The organism is Nocardia exalbida NBRC 100660 (assembly GCF_000308575.1).
GTDB classification, from domain to species: Bacteria; Actinomycetota; Actinomycetes; order Mycobacteriales; family Mycobacteriaceae; genus Nocardia; species Nocardia exalbida.
Genome location: NZ_BAFZ01000026.1, coordinates 62,874 through 83,770 on the forward strand (window position 1 = coordinate 62,874; position 20,897 = coordinate 83,770).

The following is a 20,897-nucleotide window of genomic DNA, read 5'->3' on the forward strand; positions in this document are numbered from 1 at the left end:
GCTGTAAGGCCCTACAGCCAGGCGCGCGCCAGGAGGTCGTCGTCGGTGACCTCGCTGGCTCGCGGCGGGAACCGGGTGGCCGCGATCGACTCGATATGCGTCCCGTCGTGCCCGATCACCCACGAGCCGCCGCGCTCCTCGCATTCGGCGAGCTTGGCGAAGGTGGTGAGCAGGAACGTGATCGCCTCGCGCGGGTCGGCGGTGCGGGCCAGCCGCTGGGATTCGCCGGGACGCGACAGGTCCAGCCACACCCCGCACTGCCCGTCCAGCCGCATGCCGACGATCTTGTCGGCATGCACGAAGGTGAATTTGCGCCGTTCCCACGCGGTCGTCGGTGTGAAGCTCTGCTCGAGAACCTGGAGCAGAATCGTCATGCTGCTTCCTCCGCTTCGTTGACGCCGAGCTGCGATTATTCTGCGATGACCTGCGGATATCCCAGTATGTTCCGGTATCGCGCAGAAATCCACAACGCTCGGGCCGCGGTGTGCGCGGCCGTGTCGGAGCCGCCTGCTTTGATGGGGTGATGCTGCACGGATTGTGGTCGCCGGGATCCGGGTTGCTGCTCTGGCACGACGCACCGGTCGCCGCGACGTCCGCCGAGCTGCCCGATCCGCTGGGCCGCGTGCTGCGGGCGTCGAAGTTCCGGCACCGTGCCGAGGTCCTGGTGGTCGCGAACGGCGTCGCCGGTACCGAGCGGGTCCGTGCGCACGCGCTGGCCCCGGTCGCGGCGGCGGAGGCCCTCCGGCAGCGGCTGCCCGTCGAGCTGGTGTCCGGTGATCTGCGTTACCTCGCGCACGTCGCCCGTGGCATCGAACGCTGGGTGCGCGCCGGGCGTGTCGTGCCGGATCTGCGCAGGGAGGACGGCCAGTGGTGGGTGCGCTGGCGGCTGGTCGGCGGGGAGCGGCAACGGGCCTGGCTGGCCGAATTGGCGGTCGCCATGCCGGAGGCGCTGCGGGTGGCCGGGCGTCCGGCCGCGCTGCTCGACGACATGGTCACCGAACTCACCGATCCGATCGCCCGGTCACTGGCCGAACCGCCGGACTCGCCGCATCCGCTGGTGGCCGCCCTGGTCGGCGACACTCCGCTGGACAACGGCAGCTATCAGGTCGCCGAGGTGCTGGAGCGCTGGCGAGCCAGCCTGACCGGCGACGAGCCGGAACTGGTGCTGCGGCTGCTGGAACCGGACGGTGAACTCGGCCTCGCCGACGAGTCGGTGGCGCTGTGGCGGCTGGAAGTCTGCCTGCGCCTGACCGGTGAGGCGCCCAGAACGATCCCGCTGCACGAGGATCCGAATCTGGTGCGGATCGCGGGGGACAAGCTCGGGGCGGCCAAGCGCGCGTATCCGAGGTTGCGTGACCTGCCGAGCGATCCGCGCAGCATGGATCTGCTGCTGCCAACGGAAGTGGTGCTCGATCTGGTCGCGCACGGTGCGAACGCCCTGCACGCCGCGGGGGTGCGGTTGCTGCTGCCGCGCGCCTGGAGTGTCGCGGAGCCGAGCATGCGGTTGCGGGTGGACAGCGCGGTGCCCGCCGCGCAGAGCACGGTCGGTCTGCGCGGCCTGGTGTCCTACCGCTGGGAGCTGGCGCTGGGCGACATGGTGCTGACCAGGGCCGAGATGGAACGCCTGGTGCGCGGCAAGTCCGATCTGGTCCAGCTGCGCGGCCAGTGGGTGCAAGCCGATCACAAGGCGCTGGCCGCCGCGGCCCGGTATGTCGCCGCGCATGCCGACGACTCCCCGGTCACCTTCGCGGACATGCTCGGCGAGATCGCGGTCTCCCGGGTGCCGCAGGTGCCGATCACCGAGGTCACGGCCTCGGGATGGGTGGAGGACCTGCTCGATCGCACGCGCGAGCCCGAAGCCCTCGCCCCGCCCGTCGGGCTGAAGGCCCAGCTGCGCCCCTACCAGGAACGCGGCCTGGCCTGGCTGGCCACCATGAGCCGGATGGGCTGCGGCGCGATCCTGGCCGACGACATGGGCCTGGGCAAGACGGTCCAGGTGCTCGCCCTGCTGGTGCACGAGCGCGAGACCGCGTCCGAGCCGGAGCGGCCCGGCCCCACCTTGCTGGTGTGCCCGATGTCGGTGGTCGGCAACTGGCAGCGCGAGGCGGAACGGTTCGCGCCCGACCTGCGGGTGTGGGTGCACCACGGTGCGGGACGGCGGGCAGGCGCCGACCTCGACGAGACGGTCGCCGCCGCGGATCTGGTTGTCACCACCTACGCGCTGCTCGCGCGCGACGCCGAGGAACTCGGCAGGCAGGATTGGGACCGCGTCGTCCTGGACGAAGCGCAGCACATCAAGAACGCGGGAACGCGACAGGCGCGGGCGGCGCGGTCGCTGCCGGCGCGGCATCGGCTGGCGCTGACCGGCACTCCGGTGGAGAACCGGTTGGAAGAACTGCGTTCCATCATGGATTTCGCGATGCCGAAGGTGCTCGGCAGCGCCCAGTCGTTCCGCGCCCGCTTCGCGGTGCCCATCGAACGCGAACGCGACCAGAACGCGATCAGCCGCCTGCGCTGGCTCACCCAGCCGTTCGTGCTGCGCCGGGTGAAGACCGACCCGACGGTGATCAGCGACCTGCCGGAAAAACTCGAGATGACCGTGCGGGCCAACCTCACTGTCGAGCAGGCGGCCCTGTACCAGGCGGTCGTGGACGACATGCTGGCCAAGCTCGAGGATGCCAAGGGCATGGCGCGCAAAGGTGCCGTGCTCGGTGCGCTCACCCGGCTCAAGCAGGTGTGCAACCATCCCGCGCATTTCCTGGGCGACGGGTCGGGTGTGCTGCACCGCGGGGCGCACCGTTCCGGCAAACTCGCCCTCGTCGAGGACGTCGTGGACGCGGTGCTGGCCGACGGCGAGAAGGCGCTGCTGTTCACGCAATTCCGGGAATTCGGCGAACTGGTCGCGCCCTACCTGGCCGAACGGTTCGGCACCGCGATCCCGTTCCTGCACGGCGGCGTGCCGAAGAAGAAGCGCGACGCGATGGTCACCGGATTCCAGGCGCCGGACGGCCCGCCGCTGATGCTGCTGTCGCTCAAAGCCGGCGGCACCGGGCTCAACCTCACCGCCGCCAATCACGTGGTGCACCTGGACCGCTGGTGGAATCCCGCGGTGGAGAACCAGGCCACCGACCGCGCCTTCCGGATCGGCCAGCGGCGCAATGTGCAGGTGCGCAAGCTGGTCTGCGTGGACACGATCGAGGAGCGGATCGACGAGATGATCAACGGCAAGCGGCAACTCGCCGACCTGGCCGTGGGCGCGGGAGAGAACTGGATCACCGAGCTGAGCACCGACGAACTGCGCGACCTGTTCACCCTCGGCGCGGAGGCGGTGGGCGAATGAGTCCTTTCGTCGACTACTCCGAGTACGGCAAGAAGCTGCCGGTGCGCGGTGGCGTGGAAGCTCGCAGCAGGCGCGGCGGCTTCGGGCGCACCTGGTGGGGCAAGGCGCTGGTGGAATCGGTGGAGCGGATGGCGGAGCCCGGCCGGCTGGCGCGCGGCCGCAATTACGCCAGGTCCGGTCAGGTGGTGAACTACCGGATCGAGCCGGGGGCGGTGACGGCGGAAGTGCAGGGCAGCCAACCGCGACCCTTCACCGCGGTGTTCACCGTGCGCCCGTTGCGCGAGGACGAACTCGCGGAGCTCATCGAGACCATCCGCTCGGCCCCGGGCATGCTCGCCGAGATCGCCTCGGGCGCGTTGCCGAGCGGGCTGGGACCGGTGCTGCTGCCGAGCACCGCCGCGGAACTGGATTTCACCTGCACCTGCCCGGACCCCGGCTGGCCGTGCAAGCACGTGGCCGCGGTCTGCTACCTGCTGGCCGAGCGGCTCGACGAACACCCGCGCGAGATCCTGACCCTCCGCGGGCTCGACCTGGACACCCTGATCGGCGGCATCGAACGCGAACCGCGACCGCCTGCTTCCGATGACCCCTACGGTGAGCGCATTCCGCTGCCGGACCTGCCCGCCGTCGAATTCCGCCCGGCCCCGGAGGATCTGGATCCGATGCTGCTGCGCAAGGCGCTGCGGATGACCTCGGCCGAGGAGACGACCGCCGCGACCGGCCTGCGTGAACTCACCGCGCTCTATCGGCTGTTCGACCGCTGACGTTGGTGGGCACCCAGCGTCGGGGCTGTCGGTTACCGCCGGTCTGTCGGGGCGGGATCGATACCGGCGGAGCGAAGGGACCGGAGACTTCCCGACACCGGGTGCCGCTATCCAGTCTCGCGCAGCGGAACCCGGCACGGAACTGCCCCAGTGACGCCCGGACGCTGCCCTTGCGCCGAACTTGCCCAACGGTCGCACCCGGCCTCTTCCAGCCGGAAAAGAGCGCCGGAGCAGCGCAGATCTCCTGTTATAGGCTGACCGTGTGGCAGGGAAGAGCCCAGCGTCCGGGTTGCCTCGCGACGACCTCGGTACCCCCGTGGACCTCCGCACACCCCCGCGACGGGTGGTGTCGCTCGTTCCGTCGCTGACCGAGGCGGTGGCGCACACCTGCCCGGAAGTCCTGGTCGCGGCCACGCAATGGTGCACGCACCCCGCCGATCTGGCGATCGAACGGGTCCGCGGGACCAAGAACCCGGACGTGCGGCGCATCATCGAACTCGCTCCGGACCTGGTGCTGTGCAACAAAGAGGAGAACCGCCGCATCGATGTCGAGCGGCTGCGCGCGGCCGGGGTCGCGGTGTGGGTCACCGAGGTGGAGACGGTCGACGAGGCCATGGTCTCGCTCACCCGGCTCTGCGTGGAGGTGCTCGGCGCCGGTGTTCCGGCATGGCTGGCCGAAGCCGAATCCGCCTGGGCGCCACCGCCGCCCGAACCGGCCCGAGCCGCCGTCATTCCGGTCTGGCGCGATCCGTGGATGGTGGTCGGCCGCAACACGTTCACCGGAGACGTCGCGCACCGTCTGGGCCTGCGGCTGGTGCATGCCGATCGGCCCGATCGCTATCCGCGTCTCACCGAGGCCGAGCTGACCGTGGGCGTCGACCTCGCGGTGCTGCCCGACGAGCCGTATGTCTTCACCGAAGACGATGGGCCCGAGGCGTTTCCGGATATCCCGGTCGCGCTGGTGGAGGGCCGGGCCCTCACCTGGTACGGGCCGTCCCTCGCGACCGCGCGCGGCACGCTCACCGCACAACTCGCCGGGGCGGCTCAACCCAGGTCGTAGTCGAACCAGATGTGGTGCGTGCCGTCGGCGTCCACCTCGAGTCCGCCCACCGTCCCTGCCGCCGGTCCTGGTTCAGTCCGCGATCCGGTAGACGCGCTGCGCGGTGGTCCGGAAGACCTGCTCCAATTCCGTCCTTCCGCCGCCGTGGCCGGTGACGGCGGTCGCGATCGCCTCGATGCTGTTGCCGATGCTGGTGACCGGCTTGTCCACGGGGAAGTTCGAGCCCCAGATGAGACGGTCCGCGCCGAAGACGTCCAGCGCGTGCTCGACCAGCGGGCCGATCCGGTCGAGCAGATCCCCCACGGGCGTCGGCGTGCCCCGCGGCGGGATCGGGTGGCCCAGGATCGGCATCATCAGCCCGCTCACCTTCGCGACCACGTTCGGGCGCGCGGCCAGTGCGGCGAGATCGTCGCGCCACCGCACCAGCAGCTGCCTGCGCAGGCCGGGATTGGTACCGGTGTGTTTGCCGACCGCGCCGAAGATCCCCGCGGGGGTGCCGAGGTGGTTCAGCACGATCGGCACCTCGGGATAGCGTTCGGCCAGCGCCGTGACGTCGGGAATGGCGTGCGAGTACACCCACGCTTCGAACGAGAGGCCGCGCTCGGCCAGCCGCGCGAAGCCGTCCAGGAATTCCTTGGTGGTGAGCTTGCCGGGCGCGTCGGTGAACGATCGCACGCCGGGATCGGGATGGTGGGCGACCATGGTGCGGACACCGCGCAGCAGCGGTGACGCGGCGGCGTGCGCGTCGAGCAGCTCCGCGAACGCCGGGTCGGCCGGGTCGCCGCCCGCGAGGATCGCGCCGAGCCGCGGGGCCGCCTCCAGTGGCAGCCCGGCCACCCAGGCGGTTTCCCCGGCCTTCCCCAGCGGTCCCCGCTGCGACCATTCGACTTCGATGTGCGCGACCACCTCGATGGGCGCGTTGCCCGCGTCGGCGCGGTAGTCGAACGGGAGGTAGGGCCGCAGGTAGGCGACCGGATCTCCGACGAACTCACGGTCGCGCCGCGGTGCGAGGCGCTTTGCCGCGTCCACCGGGACCGGCAGCAGCCGGAACAGTTTCGCCAAGGCGCTGAAATCTCGCGGTGTGGTGAACGGATCCCACTGGTGGATGTGTGCGTCGATGATCCGAATACCCGAGAGCTCCATGTCTGCCATCCCAACCGCGCCGAAGGTTTGCTCGGCGATTGTCACATGCCCCGCACACGGCGGGCCCGTAATCCGCGGGAGCCGCCCCGCGCGGCGGTACCGGCCGGATTCACGGTGCCGGCCCGGCTCCCTCGTGCGAGCCGGGCCCACCGGCCGATGGGAGCGCACCGGCTGCTCGAGGTGCGCGCGGCGACCGGCTCACACGTTGCGGCGGTACTGCCCGCCGACGGTGAAGAACGTGTCGGTGATCTGCTGCAACGTGCACACCCGGGCGGCCTCCATCAGCACCTCGAAAATATTGTCGTCGGTGCGGGCGACCGCTTCGAGCCGGGCGAGTGCGGCATGGGCGCCGTCCCGGTTGCGCTGCTGGAACTCGCGCACCCGCCGCAGCTGCGACTGCTTCTCCGCTTCGGTGCCGCGCGCCAGCTCGAGCTCCCGGTGCGGCTCGTCATGGGAGTTGCGGAAGGTGTTCACCCCGATGATCGGCAGCGAACCGTCGTGCTTGCGCTGTTCGTAACGCATCGATTCGTCCTGGATCTTGCCGCGCTGGTAGCCGGTCTCCATCGCGCCGAGCACGCCGCCGCGTTCGCTGATCCGCTCGAACTCGGCCAGCACGGCCTCCTCGACCAGATCGGTGAGCTCCTCGACCAGGAAGCTGCCCTGCAGCGGGTTCTCGTTCATCGCGACCCCCCACTCCCGGTTGATGATGAGCTGGATGGCCAGGGCGCGGCGCACCGATTCCTCGGTCGGGGTGGTGACCGCCTCGTCGTAGGCGTTGGTGTGCAGGCTGTTGCAGTTGTCGTAGATCGCGATCAGCGCCTGCAGCGTGGTGCGGATGTCGTTGAAGTTCATCTCCTGCGCGTGCAGCGACCGGCCGGAGGTCTGGATGTGGTACTTGAGCTTCTGCGACCGCTCGTCGGCGCCGTAGCGGTCCCGCATGGCGACGGCCCAGATGCGGCGGGCCACCCGGCCGATCACCGAATACTCCGGGTCCATCCCGTTGGAGAAGAAGAAGGACAGGTTCGGCGCGAAGTCGTCTATGTGCATGCCGCGCGCGAGATACGCCTCCACATAGGTGAAACCGTTGGCCAGGGTGAAAGCCAGCTGGCTGATCGGGTTCGCGCCCGCCTCGGCGATGTGGTAGCCGGAGATCGACACCGAGTAGAAATTGCGCACGCCGTTGCGCACGAACCATTCCTGGATGTCGGCCATCATGCGCAGGCTGAACTCGGTGGAGAAGATGCAGGTGTTCTGGCCCTGGTCCTCCTTGAGGATGTCGGCCTGCACCGTGCCGCGCACCGTGGCCAGGGTGCGGGCGCGCAGGTGGGCGGCCTCGGTGCCGGTCGGCGGGCGGCCCTGCTCCGCCGCGAAGCGGTCCAGCGCCTGATCGATCGCGGTGTTCAGGAAGTAGGCCAGGATGGTCGGGGCGGGGCCGTTGATCGTCATCGAGACCGAGGTGGTCGGCGCGGTCAGATCGAAACCGTCGTAGAGCACCTTCATGTCGTCGAGCGAGGCGATCGACACGCCGGACGTGCCGACCTTGCCGTAGATGTCGGGGCGCTCGGCGGGATCGTGGCCGTAGAGCGTCACCGAATCGAAGGCCGTGGACAGCCTTTTCGCGTCGGAATGCTCGCTGAGCACTTTGAACCGGCGGTTGGTGCGGAACGGGTCGCCCTCGCCCGCGAACATGCGCGCCGGATCCTCGTTGTCCCGTTTGAACGGGAAAACCCCTGCGGTGAACGGGAACCGCCCGGGCAGGTGCTCGGCGCGCAGGAAGCGCAGCAGCTCGCCGTGATCGGTGAAACGAGGTAGGGCCACGCGCGGAATGGAGTTGCCGGACAGGGTCTCCCGGCGCAGCGGGGTGCGGATCTCCCGGTCGCGCACCCGGACCAGTTGTTCCTCCCCGCGATAGGACTCGGCGAGGGCGGGCCACTCGGCCAGCAGTGCGGCGTTCGCGGGCGTCAGGTCGGCGCGGGCGCGTTCGGCCAGTTCGGCGACGGCCGTGTCCCCGGGCAGTTCGGCCGCCACCTGCTCGAGGCGTTGCACCCGTTGCGCGGCGGCGACCTGCGCCGCGGTCTCGGCGTGATAGCCGCGCACGGTCTCCGCGATCTCGGCCAGATAACGCACCCGCGCGGACGGGATGAGCTGGGCGAAGCGCGTGGACGCGCGGGTGTCCACCCGGGGCAGCGCGCCGGGCTCCAGCCGCAGGCCGTGGCCGGCCAGCAGGCCCGTCAGGTGCTGGTAGAGCGCGGTCACCCCGTCGTCGTTGAACGTCGCCGCGCTGGTGCCGAAGACCGGCATGTCCTCCGGCGCGGCATGGAACTCCTCGCGGTTGCGGATCAACTGCCTGGCCACGTCACGCAGCGCGTCCGCGGCGCCGCGACGCTCGAACTTGTTGATCGCCACCACGTCCGCGTAGTCCAGCATGTCGATCTTCTCCAGCTGGGAGGCGGCGCCGAACTCGGGCGTCATCACGTACATCGACACGTCGACGTGGTCGGTCACCGCGGCGTCGCCCTGTCCGATGCCGGGGGTCTCCAGGACGACCAGGTCGTAACCCGCTGCCTTGCAGGCGGTCACGATCAGATCGATATTGTCCGGCAGTTCGCGTCCACCCCGGGTGGCCAGCGAGCGGAAGAAGACGTGCTCGCCGTCGAGGGCGTTCATCCGGATGCGGTCGCCGAGCAGTGCGCCACCCCCGCGCCGCCGGGTCGGGTCCACCGCGAGAATCGCCACCCGCACCTTGTCCTGCTGATCCGAACGCAGCCTGCGCACCAATTCGTCGGTGAGCGAGGACTTTCCGGAGCCGCCCGTGCCGGTGATGCCGAGCACCGGCACGGTGCGCGCCGCCGCGGCCTCGGCCAGCTTCCGCCGGTCGGCCTCCGGCAGGGCGTCCGCTTGCAGGCAGGTGATGGCGCGCGCCAAGGCGGCGCGCTCGCCGGAGAGCACCGCGTCCGGCACCGGCGGCTCGGTCGCGAGGTCGACGTCGCAGGCGCGGATCAACTGATTGATCATGCCGGGCAGGCCGAGTCGCTGTCCGTCCTCGGGCGAGAAGATGGTCACGCCGGACGCGGCCAGTCGCGCGATCTCCTCCGCCACGATCACGCCACCGCCGCCGCCGAAGATCCGCACGTGCTCGGCTCCGGCCTTCTTCAGGGCGTCGGCGAGGTATTCGAAGTACTCGACGTGGCCACCCTGGTAGGAGCTGACCGCGACGCCCTGGGCGTCCTCGGTGAGCACGGCGTCGACCACCTCGCTGACCGAGCGGTTGTGGCCGAGGTGGATCACCTCCGCGCCCTGGCTCTGCAGGATGCGGCGCATGATGTTGATCGCCGCGTCGTGCCCGTCGAACAGGGCCGCCGAGGTGACGAAGCGAACGGGGTGGGTCGGCGCGTAGAGCGCGCTGCTGTCGGCCACGGGATTCCTCTCGGGATTCCATTGTCGCCCGATACTAGGACGTCAAACTAATCGTACGGTGACTGCGATCACATCGCCAGCGTCGCCGACGGGTTGTCCGCGTCGCTGTTGCCGTGCCGGTTTCGGGTCGGCGGCCGGCGGATTCGGTGGCGGTCGACGGGTTCGATCGCGGGGTGTTTCGCGCAACCGTCGCGGCAGGCCACGGCGCTGGACATCGTGACTGCGGGCATTTCGGCGGGGATCGTCGCGGGACGGATGGATCGGACGGCGGTGACCGTGGGCGATACCCCGCTCCGGCCGATTGTGTTGTCAGGGCGGCCGACTCGGACATACTGGGCCCATGGTGAGCGACGACAGGGCGGAAGCCGCGGTAGGGCGGCTGGTCGCCGAGCGTGTGCTGACCCGCGACCAGGCCGACGCGGTGCTCGCGGCGCTCGCCGTCGAGCGGGCGGCGGTGGTGGCGCGCGGGAAGGTGCTCGCCGAGATCGCCTCCTACGTCGGAGCGGGTTTGCTGTTCGGCGGAATCGCCCTGGTGGCGGCCTCGTCCTGGGACACGCTCGACCGGCCGGTGCGAGTCGGCGTGCTCGCCGTCGTGTCGGCGGGGCTGCTGTTCGGGGGTGTTCTGCTCGCCGGGGTGCCGACCGGCCGCACGAGCGCGAACAGTGCCCGCGCGAGGCTGGCGGCCGTGCTCTTCGCGCTCGGGTCCGTCGCGCTCGCCGGGTCCGTCGCCACCGCGCTCGAGAACGCGAGCACCGATGCCGCGTGGGTTTTCGCCTGTGCGGCGGGAGCGGTGATCGCCGTACTCGGTTACCTCGCGCTGCCGTCGGTGATCGGACTGCTGGTCTGCGCCTGCTTCGTGCCCGCGGCCGTCGCGGGGATCATCACCGAAGTGATCGGTCTCGACGACACCTGGGGCAGCGCGGCGGTACTGCTACTCGGTGGCGTGTGGTTCGCGCTGACCAGGATCGGCGCCCTCGCGGACCTCCGGATCGGATACCTGATCGCGATCGTCACGTCCGTCGCGGCCGCGCAGAGTCTCGACATCGATGGCCGGATCTGGGCCTACGGGATCACGGCCCTGATCGCCGTGGTCTGCTTCGCGCTGTACGCGACCCAGCGGTCGGCGGTGCTCGTCGTCGGGGGCGGTGTGGCCATCGCGGTGGCGGCGGGGGAGGCGGTCTCGGAATGGACCGGCGATTCGCTCGGCGCGGCGGCGGTGGTCGTAGCGATCGGCGCGGTCACGCTCGGGTTGGGCGCGTTCCGGTTGGTGCGCCCGCGGCGGGAGAAGGAAGCCGATCCGGCCGTTCCCCTGCCGAAGCCGTAGGTGGGCTGACCGAGCCCTCACCGGGGGAAGGCGTGGGATGAATCACATCGGCCCCCGGGCATTGCTGATACTTGGACGTCCAACTATAGGATGACCGCATACCGCACCGCGGTGTCCCGATCGCTACGAGAACAGGACTGGCATGGTTCGCGAACTCACCCATTTCATCGGCGGACAGCATGTGCCGGGCGCTTCCGGCAAGTTCGGCGACGTCTTCGACCCCAACCTCGGCCAGGTGCAGGCGCGGGTGCCGCTGGCGAGCAAATCCGAGGTCGAGGCGGTCATCGCGAACGCCGAGGCCGCGCAGCCGATATGGGCCGCGTTCAACCCGCAGAAGCGGGCTCGCGTGCTCATGAAGTTCCTCACCCTGGTGCAGGACGAGATGGATTCGCTGGCGGCGCTGCTGTCCTCCGAGCACGGCAAGACCATCGCCGACGCCAAGGGCGACATCCAGCGCGGCCTCGAGGTGATCGAGTTCGCCGTCGGTATCCCGCACCTGCTCAAGGGCGAATACACCGAGGGCGCGGGCACCGGCATCGACGTGTACTCGATGCGCCAGCCGCTCGGCGTCGTCGCGGGCATCACCCCGTTCAACTTCCCGGCCATGATCCCGCTGTGGAAGGCCGGTCCCGCGCTGGCCACCGGCAACGCGTTCGTGCTCAAGCCCTCCGAGCGCGACCCCTCGGTGCCGCTGCGGCTGGCCGAGCTGTTCCTCGAGGCCGGTCTGCCCCCCGGTGTGTTCAACGTGGTCAACGGTGACAAGGAAGCCGTCGACACGCTGCTGCACGATCCGCGCGTCAAGGCCGTCGGCTTCGTCGGCTCCACCCCCATCGCGCAGTACATCTACGAGACCGCGACCGCGAACGGCAAGCGCGCCCAGTGCTTCGGCGGCGCGAAGAACCACGCGATCGTCATGCCCGACGCCGATCTCGACGACGTCGCCGACCAGTTGATCGGCGCGGGCTACGGGTCGGCGGGCGAGCGTTGCATGGCCATTTCGGTGGCCGTCCCGGTCGGCGAGGAGACCGCCGACCGCCTGGTGGCCAAGCTGACCGAGCGGGTGCACAAGCTCAACGTCGGCCGTTCCGACGACCCGGGCGCCGATTACGGGCCGCTGGTCGGCCAGGACGGCGTGAACCGCGTGAACAACTACGTCCAGATCGGTGTCGACGAAGGCGCCGAGCTGGTGGTGGACGGGCGCGGCCTGGTCGTGGAAGGCGCCGAGGACGGCTACTTCGTCGGCGCGACGCTGTTCGACAAGGTGACCTCGCAGATGCGGATCTACCGCGAGGAGATCTTCGGTCCGGTGCTTTGCGTGGTCCGCGCCAAGGACTACGAGGAGGGCCTGCGGCTGGCCAACGAACACGAATACGGCAACGGCGTGGCGATCTTCACCCGCGACGGCGACACCGCCCGTGACTTCGCCGCGCGCGTGCAGGTCGGCATGGTCGGCATCAACGTGCCGATCCCGGTGCCGATCGCGTACTACACCTTCGGCGGATGGAAGCGTTCCGGCTTCGGCGACCTGAACCAGCACGGCCCGGATTCGATCCGTTTCTACACCAAGACCAAGACGGTGACGCAGCGCTGGCCCGCCGGGCTCGAGGAGAGCAACGCGTTCGTCATCCCGACGATGGACTGACTCGGATGTTCATCCTCGACGACGACGAGAAGGCGATCCGCGACACCGCGCGCGGCTTCGCCGACGAATTCCTCGCCCCGAACGCGCTGGAGTGGGACGAGCAGAAACATTTCCCGGTGGACGTGCTGCGCAAGGCGGGCCCGCTCGGCCTCGGCGGCATCTACGTGCGCGAGGACGTGGGCGGCTCGGGCCTGCGCAGGCTCGACGCCGTGCGCATCTTCGAGCAGCTGGCCACCGGCTGCCCCGCCATCGCCGCCTACATCTCCATCCACAACATGGCGACGTGGATGGTCGACCGCTACGGCGACGACGAGCAGCGCAATCGCTGGCTGCCCCGGCTGACCGCGATGGAACTGCTGGCCAGCTACGCGCTCACCGAGCCAGGGGTCGGCTCCGACGCGGCGGCGTTGAGCACCAAGGCCGTTCGCGACGGTGACGACTACATCTTCAACGGCGCCAAGCAGTTCATCTCCGGCGCGGGCTCCACCGATGTCTACGTCGTCATGGCCCGGACCGGCGACGACGGTGCGCGCGGGATCTCGGCGTTCATCGTGCCCGCCGACACCCCCGGCATCTCCGTCGGCGCCAACGAGAAGAAGATGGGCTGGAACGCCCAACCGACCCGCCAGGTGATCTTCTCCGATGCCAGGGTCCCGGTGGCCAACCGGCTCGGCGCGGAGGGCGACGGCTTCCGCATCGCGATGAACGGCCTCAACGGCGGCAGGCTCAACATCGCCGCGTGCTCGGTGGGCGGCGCGCAGGCGGCGCTGGACAAGACGGTGCCGTATCTGGCCGAGCGGGAGGCGTTCGGCAAGCCGCTGCTGCGCAACCAGGCGCTGCAATTCGACCTCGCCGATATGCGCATCGAATTGGAGGCCGCCCGCACGCTGCTGTGGCGGGCCGCCGCTGCGCTGGACGCCGACGCGCCGGACAAGGTGGAGCTGTGCGCGATGGCGAAGCGTTTCGCCACCGACGCCGGCTTCGAGGTGGCCAACAAAGCCCTGCAACTGCACGGCGGCTACGGCTACCTCACCGAGTACGGCGTGGAGAAGATCGTCCGGGATCTGCGGGTGCACCAGATCCTCGAGGGCACCAACGAAATCATGCGGGTGGTCGTCGCCCGCGCACTGGTAGGAGCGGCATGAGCGGACAGACCACGAGTGAACCCGAGGTTCTTCTCGAACAGCGCGACGGGCTGGGCCTGATCACGCTGAACCGGCCCAAGGCCATCAACGCGCTGAATCACTCGATGGCCCTCGCCATCACCGACGCGCTGCGCACCTGGGCCGAGGACGACGCGGTGCGCACCGTGGTCGTCACCGGCGCGGGCGAGCGCGGCCTGTGCGCGGGCGGTGACATCGTCGCCATCCACGCCGACGCGAAAAGCGGTGCCACCAGCGCCGATTCGGCGACCGGACGGTTCTGGCGCGACGAGTACATCCTCAACGCCCTGATCGGCCGCTACCCGAAGCCGTACGTGGTGATCATGGACGGCATCGTGATGGGCGGCGGCGTCGGGCTCTCCGGGCACGGCAGCCACCGCATCGTCACCGAGCGGTCCAAGATCGGCATGCCCGAGGTGGGCATCGGCTTCGTCCCGGACGTCGGCGGCACCTATCTGCTCGCGCGCACCCCGGGCGAGATCGGCACGCACGTCGGGCTCACCACCGCGCGGATGAGCGCTGGTGACGCCATCGCCGCGAACTTCGCGGACTATTTCGTCGCCTCCGAGCATCTGCCCGCGCTGCTGGAGACGCTGCGCACGGAGAGCGCCGACATCGCGATCGCCAAGTTCGCCACGGACGCGCCGGATTCCGCGCTGGCCGCCGCGCAGGACTGGATCGATGACTGCTACGGAGCCGACTCCGTGGAGGAGATCGTCGCGCGGTTGCGGGCACACGAGGCACCCGACGCGCGGGCGGCGGCCAACGAGATCCTGGCCAAATCCCCGGTGGCGCTGAAGGTCACGTTGCGTTCGCTGCGCGCGGCCCGCACCGCGCCGAGCCTGGAGGCGGTGCTGAACGAGGAGTACCGGGTGTCCATCGCGTCGCTGTCGTCGCACGACCTGGTCGAGGGCATTCGCGCGCAGGTGATCGACAAGGACCGCAACCCCCGGTGGTCGCCCGCGACGCTCGAGGCGGTCACGGACGCGCAGGTGGACGCATACTTCGCCGAGCTGGGCGATCGAGAGCTGGGTCTGGCGACCCAGGAGGTGGCGTGATGAGCAAGCGAATCGGTTTCCTCGGCCTCGGCCACATGGGCGCGCCGATGGCGGCCAACCTGGTGCGCGCGGGCTACGAGGTGCTCGCCTTCGACCCGGTGCCCGCGGCGCGCGAACAGGCCGAGCGTGACGGCGCGATCGCGGTCGGCACGGCCACCGAGGCCGCCGCGGCCGACACCGTGATCACCATGCTGCCCAACGGCAAACTCGTCCTCGACGTGTACGCCGAACTGCTCCCGGCCGCCGCACCGGGCACCTTGTTCATCGACTGCTCCACCATCGACGTGGCCGACGCGAAGACCGCGGCCGAACGCGCCACCGCCGCCGGGCACCGTGCGCTGGACGCCCCGGTTTCCGGCGGTGTCGCGGGCGCGGCGGCGGGCACGCTGACCTTCATGGTCGGCGGGGCCGCCGAGGACTTCGCCGCTGCCCTTCCGGTGCTCGAGGTGATGGGCGGCAAGGTCGTGCACTGCGGCGGCTCCGGCGTCGGTCAGGCGGCGAAGATCTGCAACAACATGCTGCTGGGCGTGTCGATGATCGCGCTGTCGGAGTCGCTGGTGCTGGGCGAGAAGCTGGGCCTGAGCCATCAGTCGTTCTTCGACGTGGTCTCCACCGCCTCCGGCCAGAGCTGGGCGCTGACCAGCTACTGCCCGGTTCCGGGCCCGGTGCCGACCAGCCCGGCCAACAACGACTACCGACCGGGTTTCGCCACCGCCCTGATGGCGAAGGACCTGGGTCTGGCCGCGAACGCCCTGCGCGAGAACAACATCGACGGGCAACTCGGATTGCTGGCCGCCGCGATCTACGACCGCTTCAACCAGACGGATGCCGGACGGGACTTCTCGGCTATCGTCACCGATATCCGTGACCGATCCGACCAAGAGGGTGCAGAAGGATGAACGCATCGCAGAGCGATTCCGTGGGCGGCGGCGGCCGGGCGACGGGTGGGGCCGACTTCGAGACGATTCTGCTGGAACGCAAGGGCCGGGTCGGCTGGATCACGCTGAACCGCCCGAAGGCGCTGAACGCGCTGAACGCGCAGGTCCTCGATGACGTCATCGCCGCGCTCGACGAACTCGAGCACGACGACGAGATCGGTGCCATCGTGATCACCGGCTCGGAGCGGGCTTTCGCGGCGGGCGCCGACATCAAGGAGATGCAGCCCAAGTCGTACATGGACATGTTCATGGACGACTACTTCGCCCGCTGGGACCGGCTGGCGCAGTTCCGCAAGCCCACCATCGCCGCGGTGGCGGGCTACGCGCTGGGCGGCGGCTGTGAGCTGGCCATGATCTGCGACGTCCTGCTCGCGGCGGACACCGCGAAGTTCGGGCAGCCGGAGATCAAGCTGGGCGTCATCCCCGGCATCGGCGGCTCGCAGCGCCTGACCCGCGCGATCGGCAAGGCCAAAGCCATGGATCTGGTGCTCACCGGCCGCAACATGGACGCCGAGGAGGCCGAGCGGGCGGGGCTGGTCTCGCGCATCGTGCCCGCGGCGGAGCTGCTCGACACCGCGGCCGAGGTCGCCGAGACCATCGCGTCCATGTCGCTGCCGGTCGCCATGATCGCCAAGGAAGCGGTGAACCGCTCGTTCGAGACGACGCTCGCCGAGGGCCTGCGCTTCGAACGCCGAGTGTTCCACTCGCTGTTCGCGATCGAGGATCAGAAGGAAGGCATGAGCGCCTTCGTCGAGAAGCGTCCGGCGAAGTTCACCAACCGCTGACGTCCGGCCCGCCCGGCCGATTCCCCCGGCCGGGCGGGTTCGTCGCGAGTTATCCGAAGGGTCCCGATGTGGGCGCGACGATCTCCGCGGGCGTGGGCACCTTGGTGCCCTCGGGCGTGGGCGCGTCCTTCTCCGCGGCGAGCAGTCCGGCGATCGTGGCGCCCAGTGCGACGGTGACCGCGGCGGCCGCGATGAGTTTGCGCCGGTCGACGGCGACCGGGACGAGGGTGGCTCCGGCGCGCAGCCGGGCCATCCGCACGTCACCGCCCCTTCGTTCGGCGGCGAGCAGCACGGCGCCGCGCGCGGAGACGAACTCGGGTTCGGGGTCGTAGACGATCGGCAGGTCGACCAGTTCGGCCAGCTCGGCGCGAATGCTCGGGCTGCGCGTGCAGCCGCCGAGCAGCACCATGGCTTCCGGCCGCACACCGGTCTCGTCGATGATCTGCCGCACGAACGACACCGAGTGATGGATGCCCGCCGCGCACAATTCGGCCAGATCGCTGCGGGTGACGACGGCCCGTTCGCCGGTGCCGTCGTCGATGGCGGTGACCACCCGCGCCTCGCTCAGTTCCTCGCGGTGGCGCCGGATGGTCGGCGTGTCGGTGAGCACGCCGTCGCGGGCCAGCCGCCAGCGCAGCAGCGCGTCGTAGCCGTCGCCACCGAGCACCGTGCTGCGCTTGCTGGACAGGATCGCGTCGGTGCGGCAATCGACATGCGTGATGGTCAGCCCCGAGCTGCCCAGGTCGTAGAGGATCACCGAGCCGCTGTCCGGCAGTTGCCCGGTGAAGCGCAGATAGCGCAGCTGGGCGAGGGGTTCGTCGACGATGGTCACGCGGCGACCGCGCACGCCCGCGCGGATGGCGTCGGCGTGCAGCGGACAGCGGCAGGTCACCGCCGTGCCCGAGATCAGCTCGTCACGCCGGTCGGCGGCGCCGTTCATCCGGCGGATCGCCTCGAAGACCGATTCCTCGACACCGCCGCCTGCCCGGCGCGGCACTTCGCAGCGATCGATCGGGGGTAGGTGTGGCTGATCGGAGTGTGTCAGCATCGCATGGGCGCCGCCAGCGCCCGCCGATACCCCCAAGACCAGCACCATGATCTACATGGTGGACCCTTTCGCTTCCGCTGCCAAGACGGCATGCCCGGCAATTCGCCGGTTGGATGCCCGATCGTCACCCGACGGTCGGTCGCACCGGGTATGCGACCGACCGGTACGTCGAATCAGTCTGTGGCCGTGGCCGACCAGCGCGCCGTTCCCTCTGCGGTGTCGAAGTCGCCCGCGGCATGTCGGAATTCGGCGAGCAGTTGCAGCAGAGTGTGCAGTCGTTCCGGGGGGAGTCCGGGGAGCGCGAAAACCTTCGCGTTGAGTTCCTCGGTCGCCTTCGCCACCAATTCCCGTCCCGCGTCGGTGATTTCGATCAGGGTAGCGCGCCGGTCGCTGGGATGCGGTACGCGCTCGACGAGCTTCGCCGCCTCCAGCCGGTCCACGGTGTTGGTGACGCTGGTGGGGTGCACCTGCAAGCGCGCGCTGGCCTTCGCCATCGGCAGCGCACCGGTTTTGCTGAAATTGAGCAGCATGAGCAGCTCGTAGCGGGAGAAGGTCAAGCCGGTGGGTTTGAGCGCCTCGTCCACCCGCGCCATCACGATTTGCTGAGCCCGCACCAGCGACGTCACCGCGGCCATGCCGTCGGCGACATCTCCCCAGCCGTGGCCGACCCACTGGCGGTGGGCCTCCTCGATCGGGTCGTTCGGAAGCGGGCGTGGCCGAGACATGTTCCGATCATTCCATGCCGCCAGGGGCGGACGGGGACATCCGGCCAGGCTTCGGATCACCGTGAGCGCAATGGTAGGCCGGGCCTACCCGCCGGGGGCACTATCTAAGGCGAGGCGGGCGTGGCTGAGTGGTTTAGGCAACGGTCTGCAAAGCCGTTTACGCGGGTTCAATTCCCGCCGCTCGCTCCAAGTGTCCTCGGTGCTCTGCTCGGTGCGTGTCACCGCCGAGCCGGGCATTTCGAGGCATGCCGCTACCCGGTATGCCGGGGTTCCCGCGCAGCGTGCCGCGTCAGACGGCGTCGTTCGGTTCTGTGTACGCCACGGCCGTGCCGACCACGTCGAGGCGCACCCGCTGCCCGGTGACGGGGGCGGCGACGCTGGCGCGGCGTACCCGGATGGGAGTGCTCGCGCCGTCCAGGTCGATGGTCAGGATGACGTCTGCGCCGCGGAAGTCGACGGCGCTGATCCGGCCGCTCTCCGACTCGTTCTCCGAAGCGATATCGGCGACGAGCTGTTCCGGTCGCAGCATGACGGTGGCCGGTCCGCTCGCGGCGTTGCGCTGCACCGGAATCCGGCCCAGTGCGCACTTGGCCACATCGCCCTCGACCACCGCCTCCAGCAGCACGCAATCGCCGAGGAACCGGGCGGTGAACAGGTCCTTCGGCGTGGCGTAGACCTCCTCCGGCGTCCCGACCTGGGTGAAGCGCCCCTCCCGCATCACCGCGACCTGTTCGGCGAAACTCAGCGCCTCCTCCTGGTCGTGGGTCACCAGGATGCTGGTCATGCCCGCCTCGCGCAGCGTGTCGGCCACGGCCTGCCTGGTCGTGGCGCGCAGGCCCGCGTCCAGCGCGCTGAACGGCTCGTCCAGCAGCATCACCGACGGCTTGCGCGCCAGTGCGCGGGCCAGGGCCACGCGCTGCTGCTGGCCGCCGGAGAGCTGATGCGGCCGCCGGTCGGCGTAGGACGCGTGCAGCGACACCATCTCCAGCAGCTCGCGCACCCGCCGGTGGTTGCGGCGGGCCGAGCCGGGCAGGCCGTAGGCGATGTTCTGGCCGACGGTCAGATGGGGGAACAGCGCCCCGTCCTGGGCGACGTAGCCGATGTTGCGACGCTGCGGCGGCACCGAGACCCGTTCGCCGACAACGGTTTCCGTCCCGATCGACACCGAACCCGTGTCCGGCGACTCGAATCCGGCGATCACGCGCAGCAGCGTGGTCTTGCCGCATCCGGACGACCCGACCACGGCGGTGGCGGTGCGGTTCGGCACGTCCAGGGTGATGCCACCGAGAACCCGGGTGTGACCGAAGGTCTTCGACACATCGGTGACGACAACGCGACTCATATCCCGGCCGCCTTCTGCGAGTTGGTGAACAGCAAGTACGTCACGGGCACGGCGGCGGCGATCATGATCAGGGCGTACGGAGCGGCCGCGGCGTAATCCAATTCGCCGGACAGGCCCCAGAACCGCATCGCCAGCGTGCGAGTTCCGTTGGGCGCCAGCAGGAGGGTGGCGGTCAGCTCGGTCGCCACCGCGACGAACACCAGTGCGGCGGCGGCGGCCGCGGCCGGCGCCGCGAGACGCAGCGTGACCAGGAAGAACGTCGCCGGTGCCGATTTACCCAGCGAACGGGACGCCTCCTCCAAGCCGACCGGCACCTGGGCGAGCCCGGCCCGCACGCTGACCAGGGCACGGGGGAGGAACAGCAGCAGATAGGCGGCGATCACCATGCCCGCCGTCTGGTAGAGCGCGGGCGCCCACCGGATCGTCACTGTCACCATGGCCAGCGCGATCACGATGCCGGGCAACGAGCTGGTGACGTAGTTGGCGCCCTCGACCAGCCGCGCGAACGCCGAGGTGGAACGCACCGCGATCCACGCCACCGGGAACGCGCACAGGGTGGTGAGCAGCGCGGCGACGGCCGCGAGGCCGACCGTCTGACCGAGCGCGTTGCCGATGTCGGTGACATCCCATACCGCCGCTCCGCCGATGCGCAGCCAGCGCCCGATGGTCCACAGCGGCACGCCCAGCGCGGCCGCCGTCACCGCGACGAGCACGGCCAGAACCGGTAACGTGCCCGCGCCCAACCGGATCCGGGCCGCGGCGCGCGGAGCCCCGCTGCCGATCCGCGCGTAGCGCGCCCGGCCGCGCAGTCCCGCCTCGGCCCCGAGCAGCGCCAGGCAGCACAGCACGAGCACACCGGCCAGCATGCTGCCCGCCGGACCGGCGAAGCTGGACTGGTACTGCTCGAAGATGGCCGTGGTGAACGTGTCGAACCGGACCATCACGAAGGCGCCGTACTCGGCGAGCAGATGCAGCCCGATGAGCAGCCCGCCACCGAGGACGGCCAAGCGCAGCTGCGGTAGCACGATCCGCGCGAACACCGCGACCGGTCCCGAGCCCAGCGCCCGCGCCGACTCCTCCACCGCCGGATCCAGGCGGCGCAGCGTGGCGGCGGCGGGCAGATAGACCAGCGGGAAATAGGACATCGT

16 protein-coding genes and 1 tRNA gene are annotated in these 20,897 nt (G+C 70.0%); 10 read left to right on the forward strand and 7 right to left on the reverse strand.

Annotated elements, in window-relative coordinates:
* Positions 1 to 11: 11 nt before the first annotated feature.
* Positions 12 to 374 carry a hypothetical protein gene (locus ON29_RS05845; RefSeq protein ID WP_040865109.1) on the reverse strand — a complete coding sequence of 121 codons (363 nt, stop codon included), beginning with the start codon at positions 372 to 374 and terminating at the stop codon, positions 12 to 14.
* Positions 375 to 523: 149 nt separating this feature from the next.
* Between ON29_RS05845 and ON29_RS05850 the strand changes: the two genes are divergently transcribed.
* From ON29_RS05850 to ON29_RS05860, 3 genes are all read left to right on the forward strand, one after another.
* Entirely contained in the window at positions 524 to 3,340 is a 2,817-nt protein-coding gene (locus ON29_RS05850) for a DEAD/DEAH box helicase (protein ID WP_040865110.1), read from the forward strand.
* The gene (locus ON29_RS05855) at positions 3,337 to 4,104 is read left to right on the forward strand and encodes an SWIM zinc finger family protein (RefSeq protein WP_040865111.1); all 768 of its coding nucleotides are present in this window, start codon (positions 3,337 to 3,339) and stop codon (positions 4,102 to 4,104) included. The genes ON29_RS05850 and ON29_RS05855 overlap by 4 nt, the downstream gene beginning before the upstream one ends.
* Before the next feature lie 262 nt (positions 4,105 to 4,366).
* A complete protein-coding gene (locus ON29_RS05860; protein ID WP_281032505.1) occupies positions 4,367 to 5,164 on the forward strand; it encodes a helical backbone metal receptor in 798 nt (265 codons plus the stop codon).
* 72 nt (positions 5,165 to 5,236) lie between these two features.
* On the opposite strand, the gene ON29_RS05865 is transcribed toward ON29_RS05860, so the two are convergent.
* On the reverse strand, positions 5,237 to 6,316 hold the full coding sequence (locus tag ON29_RS05865; RefSeq protein ID WP_245548835.1) for an amidohydrolase family protein: 1,080 nt from the start codon (positions 6,314 to 6,316) through the stop codon (positions 5,237 to 5,239).
* Positions 6,317 to 6,505: 189 nt separating this feature from the next.
* Positions 6,506 to 9,724, reverse strand: a complete 3,219-nt coding sequence (gene icmF, locus ON29_RS05870) for a fused isobutyryl-CoA mutase/GTPase IcmF (RefSeq protein WP_040865114.1) — start codon at positions 9,722 to 9,724, stop codon at positions 6,506 to 6,508.
* A 340-nt stretch (positions 9,725 to 10,064) separates the two neighbouring features.
* On the opposite strand from icmF, the gene ON29_RS05875 reads away from it, so the two are divergent.
* From ON29_RS05875 to ON29_RS05900, 6 genes are all read left to right on the forward strand, one after another.
* Positions 10,065 to 11,048, forward strand: coding sequence for a DUF2157 domain-containing protein (locus ON29_RS05875; RefSeq protein ID WP_040865115.1), 984 nt, complete (start codon positions 10,065 to 10,067; stop codon positions 11,046 to 11,048).
* Positions 11,049 to 11,190: 142 nt separating this feature from the next.
* Entirely contained in the window at positions 11,191 to 12,690 is a 1,500-nt protein-coding gene (locus ON29_RS05880) for a CoA-acylating methylmalonate-semialdehyde dehydrogenase (RefSeq protein WP_040865116.1), read from the forward strand.
* A 5-nt stretch (positions 12,691 to 12,695) separates the two neighbouring features.
* Positions 12,696 to 13,835: an acyl-CoA dehydrogenase family protein gene (locus tag ON29_RS05885; protein ID WP_040865117.1), complete on the forward strand. Its 1,140-nt coding sequence runs from the start codon at positions 12,696 to 12,698 to the stop codon at positions 13,833 to 13,835.
* On the forward strand, positions 13,832 to 14,911 hold the full coding sequence (locus ON29_RS05890; RefSeq protein ID WP_040865118.1) for an enoyl-CoA hydratase/isomerase family protein: 1,080 nt from the start codon (positions 13,832 to 13,834) through the stop codon (positions 14,909 to 14,911). Before ON29_RS05885 ends, ON29_RS05890 begins: the two co-directional genes overlap by 4 nt.
* Positions 14,911 to 15,810, forward strand: coding sequence for a 3-hydroxyisobutyrate dehydrogenase (gene mmsB / locus ON29_RS05895; protein WP_040865119.1), 900 nt, complete (start codon positions 14,911 to 14,913; stop codon positions 15,808 to 15,810). Before ON29_RS05890 ends, mmsB begins: the two co-directional genes overlap by 1 nt.
* Positions 15,807 to 16,634: an enoyl-CoA hydratase gene (locus ON29_RS05900; protein WP_051174905.1), complete on the forward strand. Its 828-nt coding sequence runs from the start codon at positions 15,807 to 15,809 to the stop codon at positions 16,632 to 16,634. The genes mmsB and ON29_RS05900 overlap by 4 nt, the downstream gene beginning before the upstream one ends.
* A 49-nt stretch (positions 16,635 to 16,683) precedes the next feature.
* Here the strand turns inward: ON29_RS05900 and ON29_RS05905 are convergent, their stop codons facing one another.
* The gene (locus tag ON29_RS05905; RefSeq protein WP_040865120.1) at positions 16,684 to 17,730 is read right to left on the reverse strand and encodes an Hsp70 family protein; all 1,047 of its coding nucleotides are present in this window, start codon (positions 17,728 to 17,730) and stop codon (positions 16,684 to 16,686) included.
* Between the two features lie 125 nt (positions 17,731 to 17,855).
* On the reverse strand, positions 17,856 to 18,407 hold the full coding sequence (locus tag ON29_RS05910; protein WP_040865121.1) for a MarR family winged helix-turn-helix transcriptional regulator: 552 nt from the start codon (positions 18,405 to 18,407) through the stop codon (positions 17,856 to 17,858).
* 114 nt (positions 18,408 to 18,521) lie between these two features.
* Here ON29_RS05910 and ON29_RS05915 point away from each other — a divergent pair.
* Positions 18,522 to 18,596: transfer RNA gene (locus ON29_RS05915), tRNA-Cys, on the forward strand.
* Positions 18,597 to 18,696: 100 nt separating this feature from the next.
* Here the strand turns inward: ON29_RS05915 and ON29_RS05920 are convergent.
* Together ON29_RS05920 and ON29_RS05925 are read right to left on the reverse strand one after the other, a co-directional pair.
* Positions 18,697 to 19,749, reverse strand: a complete 1,053-nt coding sequence (locus ON29_RS05920) for an ABC transporter ATP-binding protein (RefSeq protein WP_040865122.1) — start codon at positions 19,747 to 19,749, stop codon at positions 18,697 to 18,699.
* The coding region (locus tag ON29_RS05925) for an ABC transporter permease (protein WP_040865139.1) at positions 19,746 to 20,897 on the reverse strand (1,152 nt) is incomplete at its 5' end. The genes ON29_RS05925 and ON29_RS05920, both read right to left, overlap by 4 nt.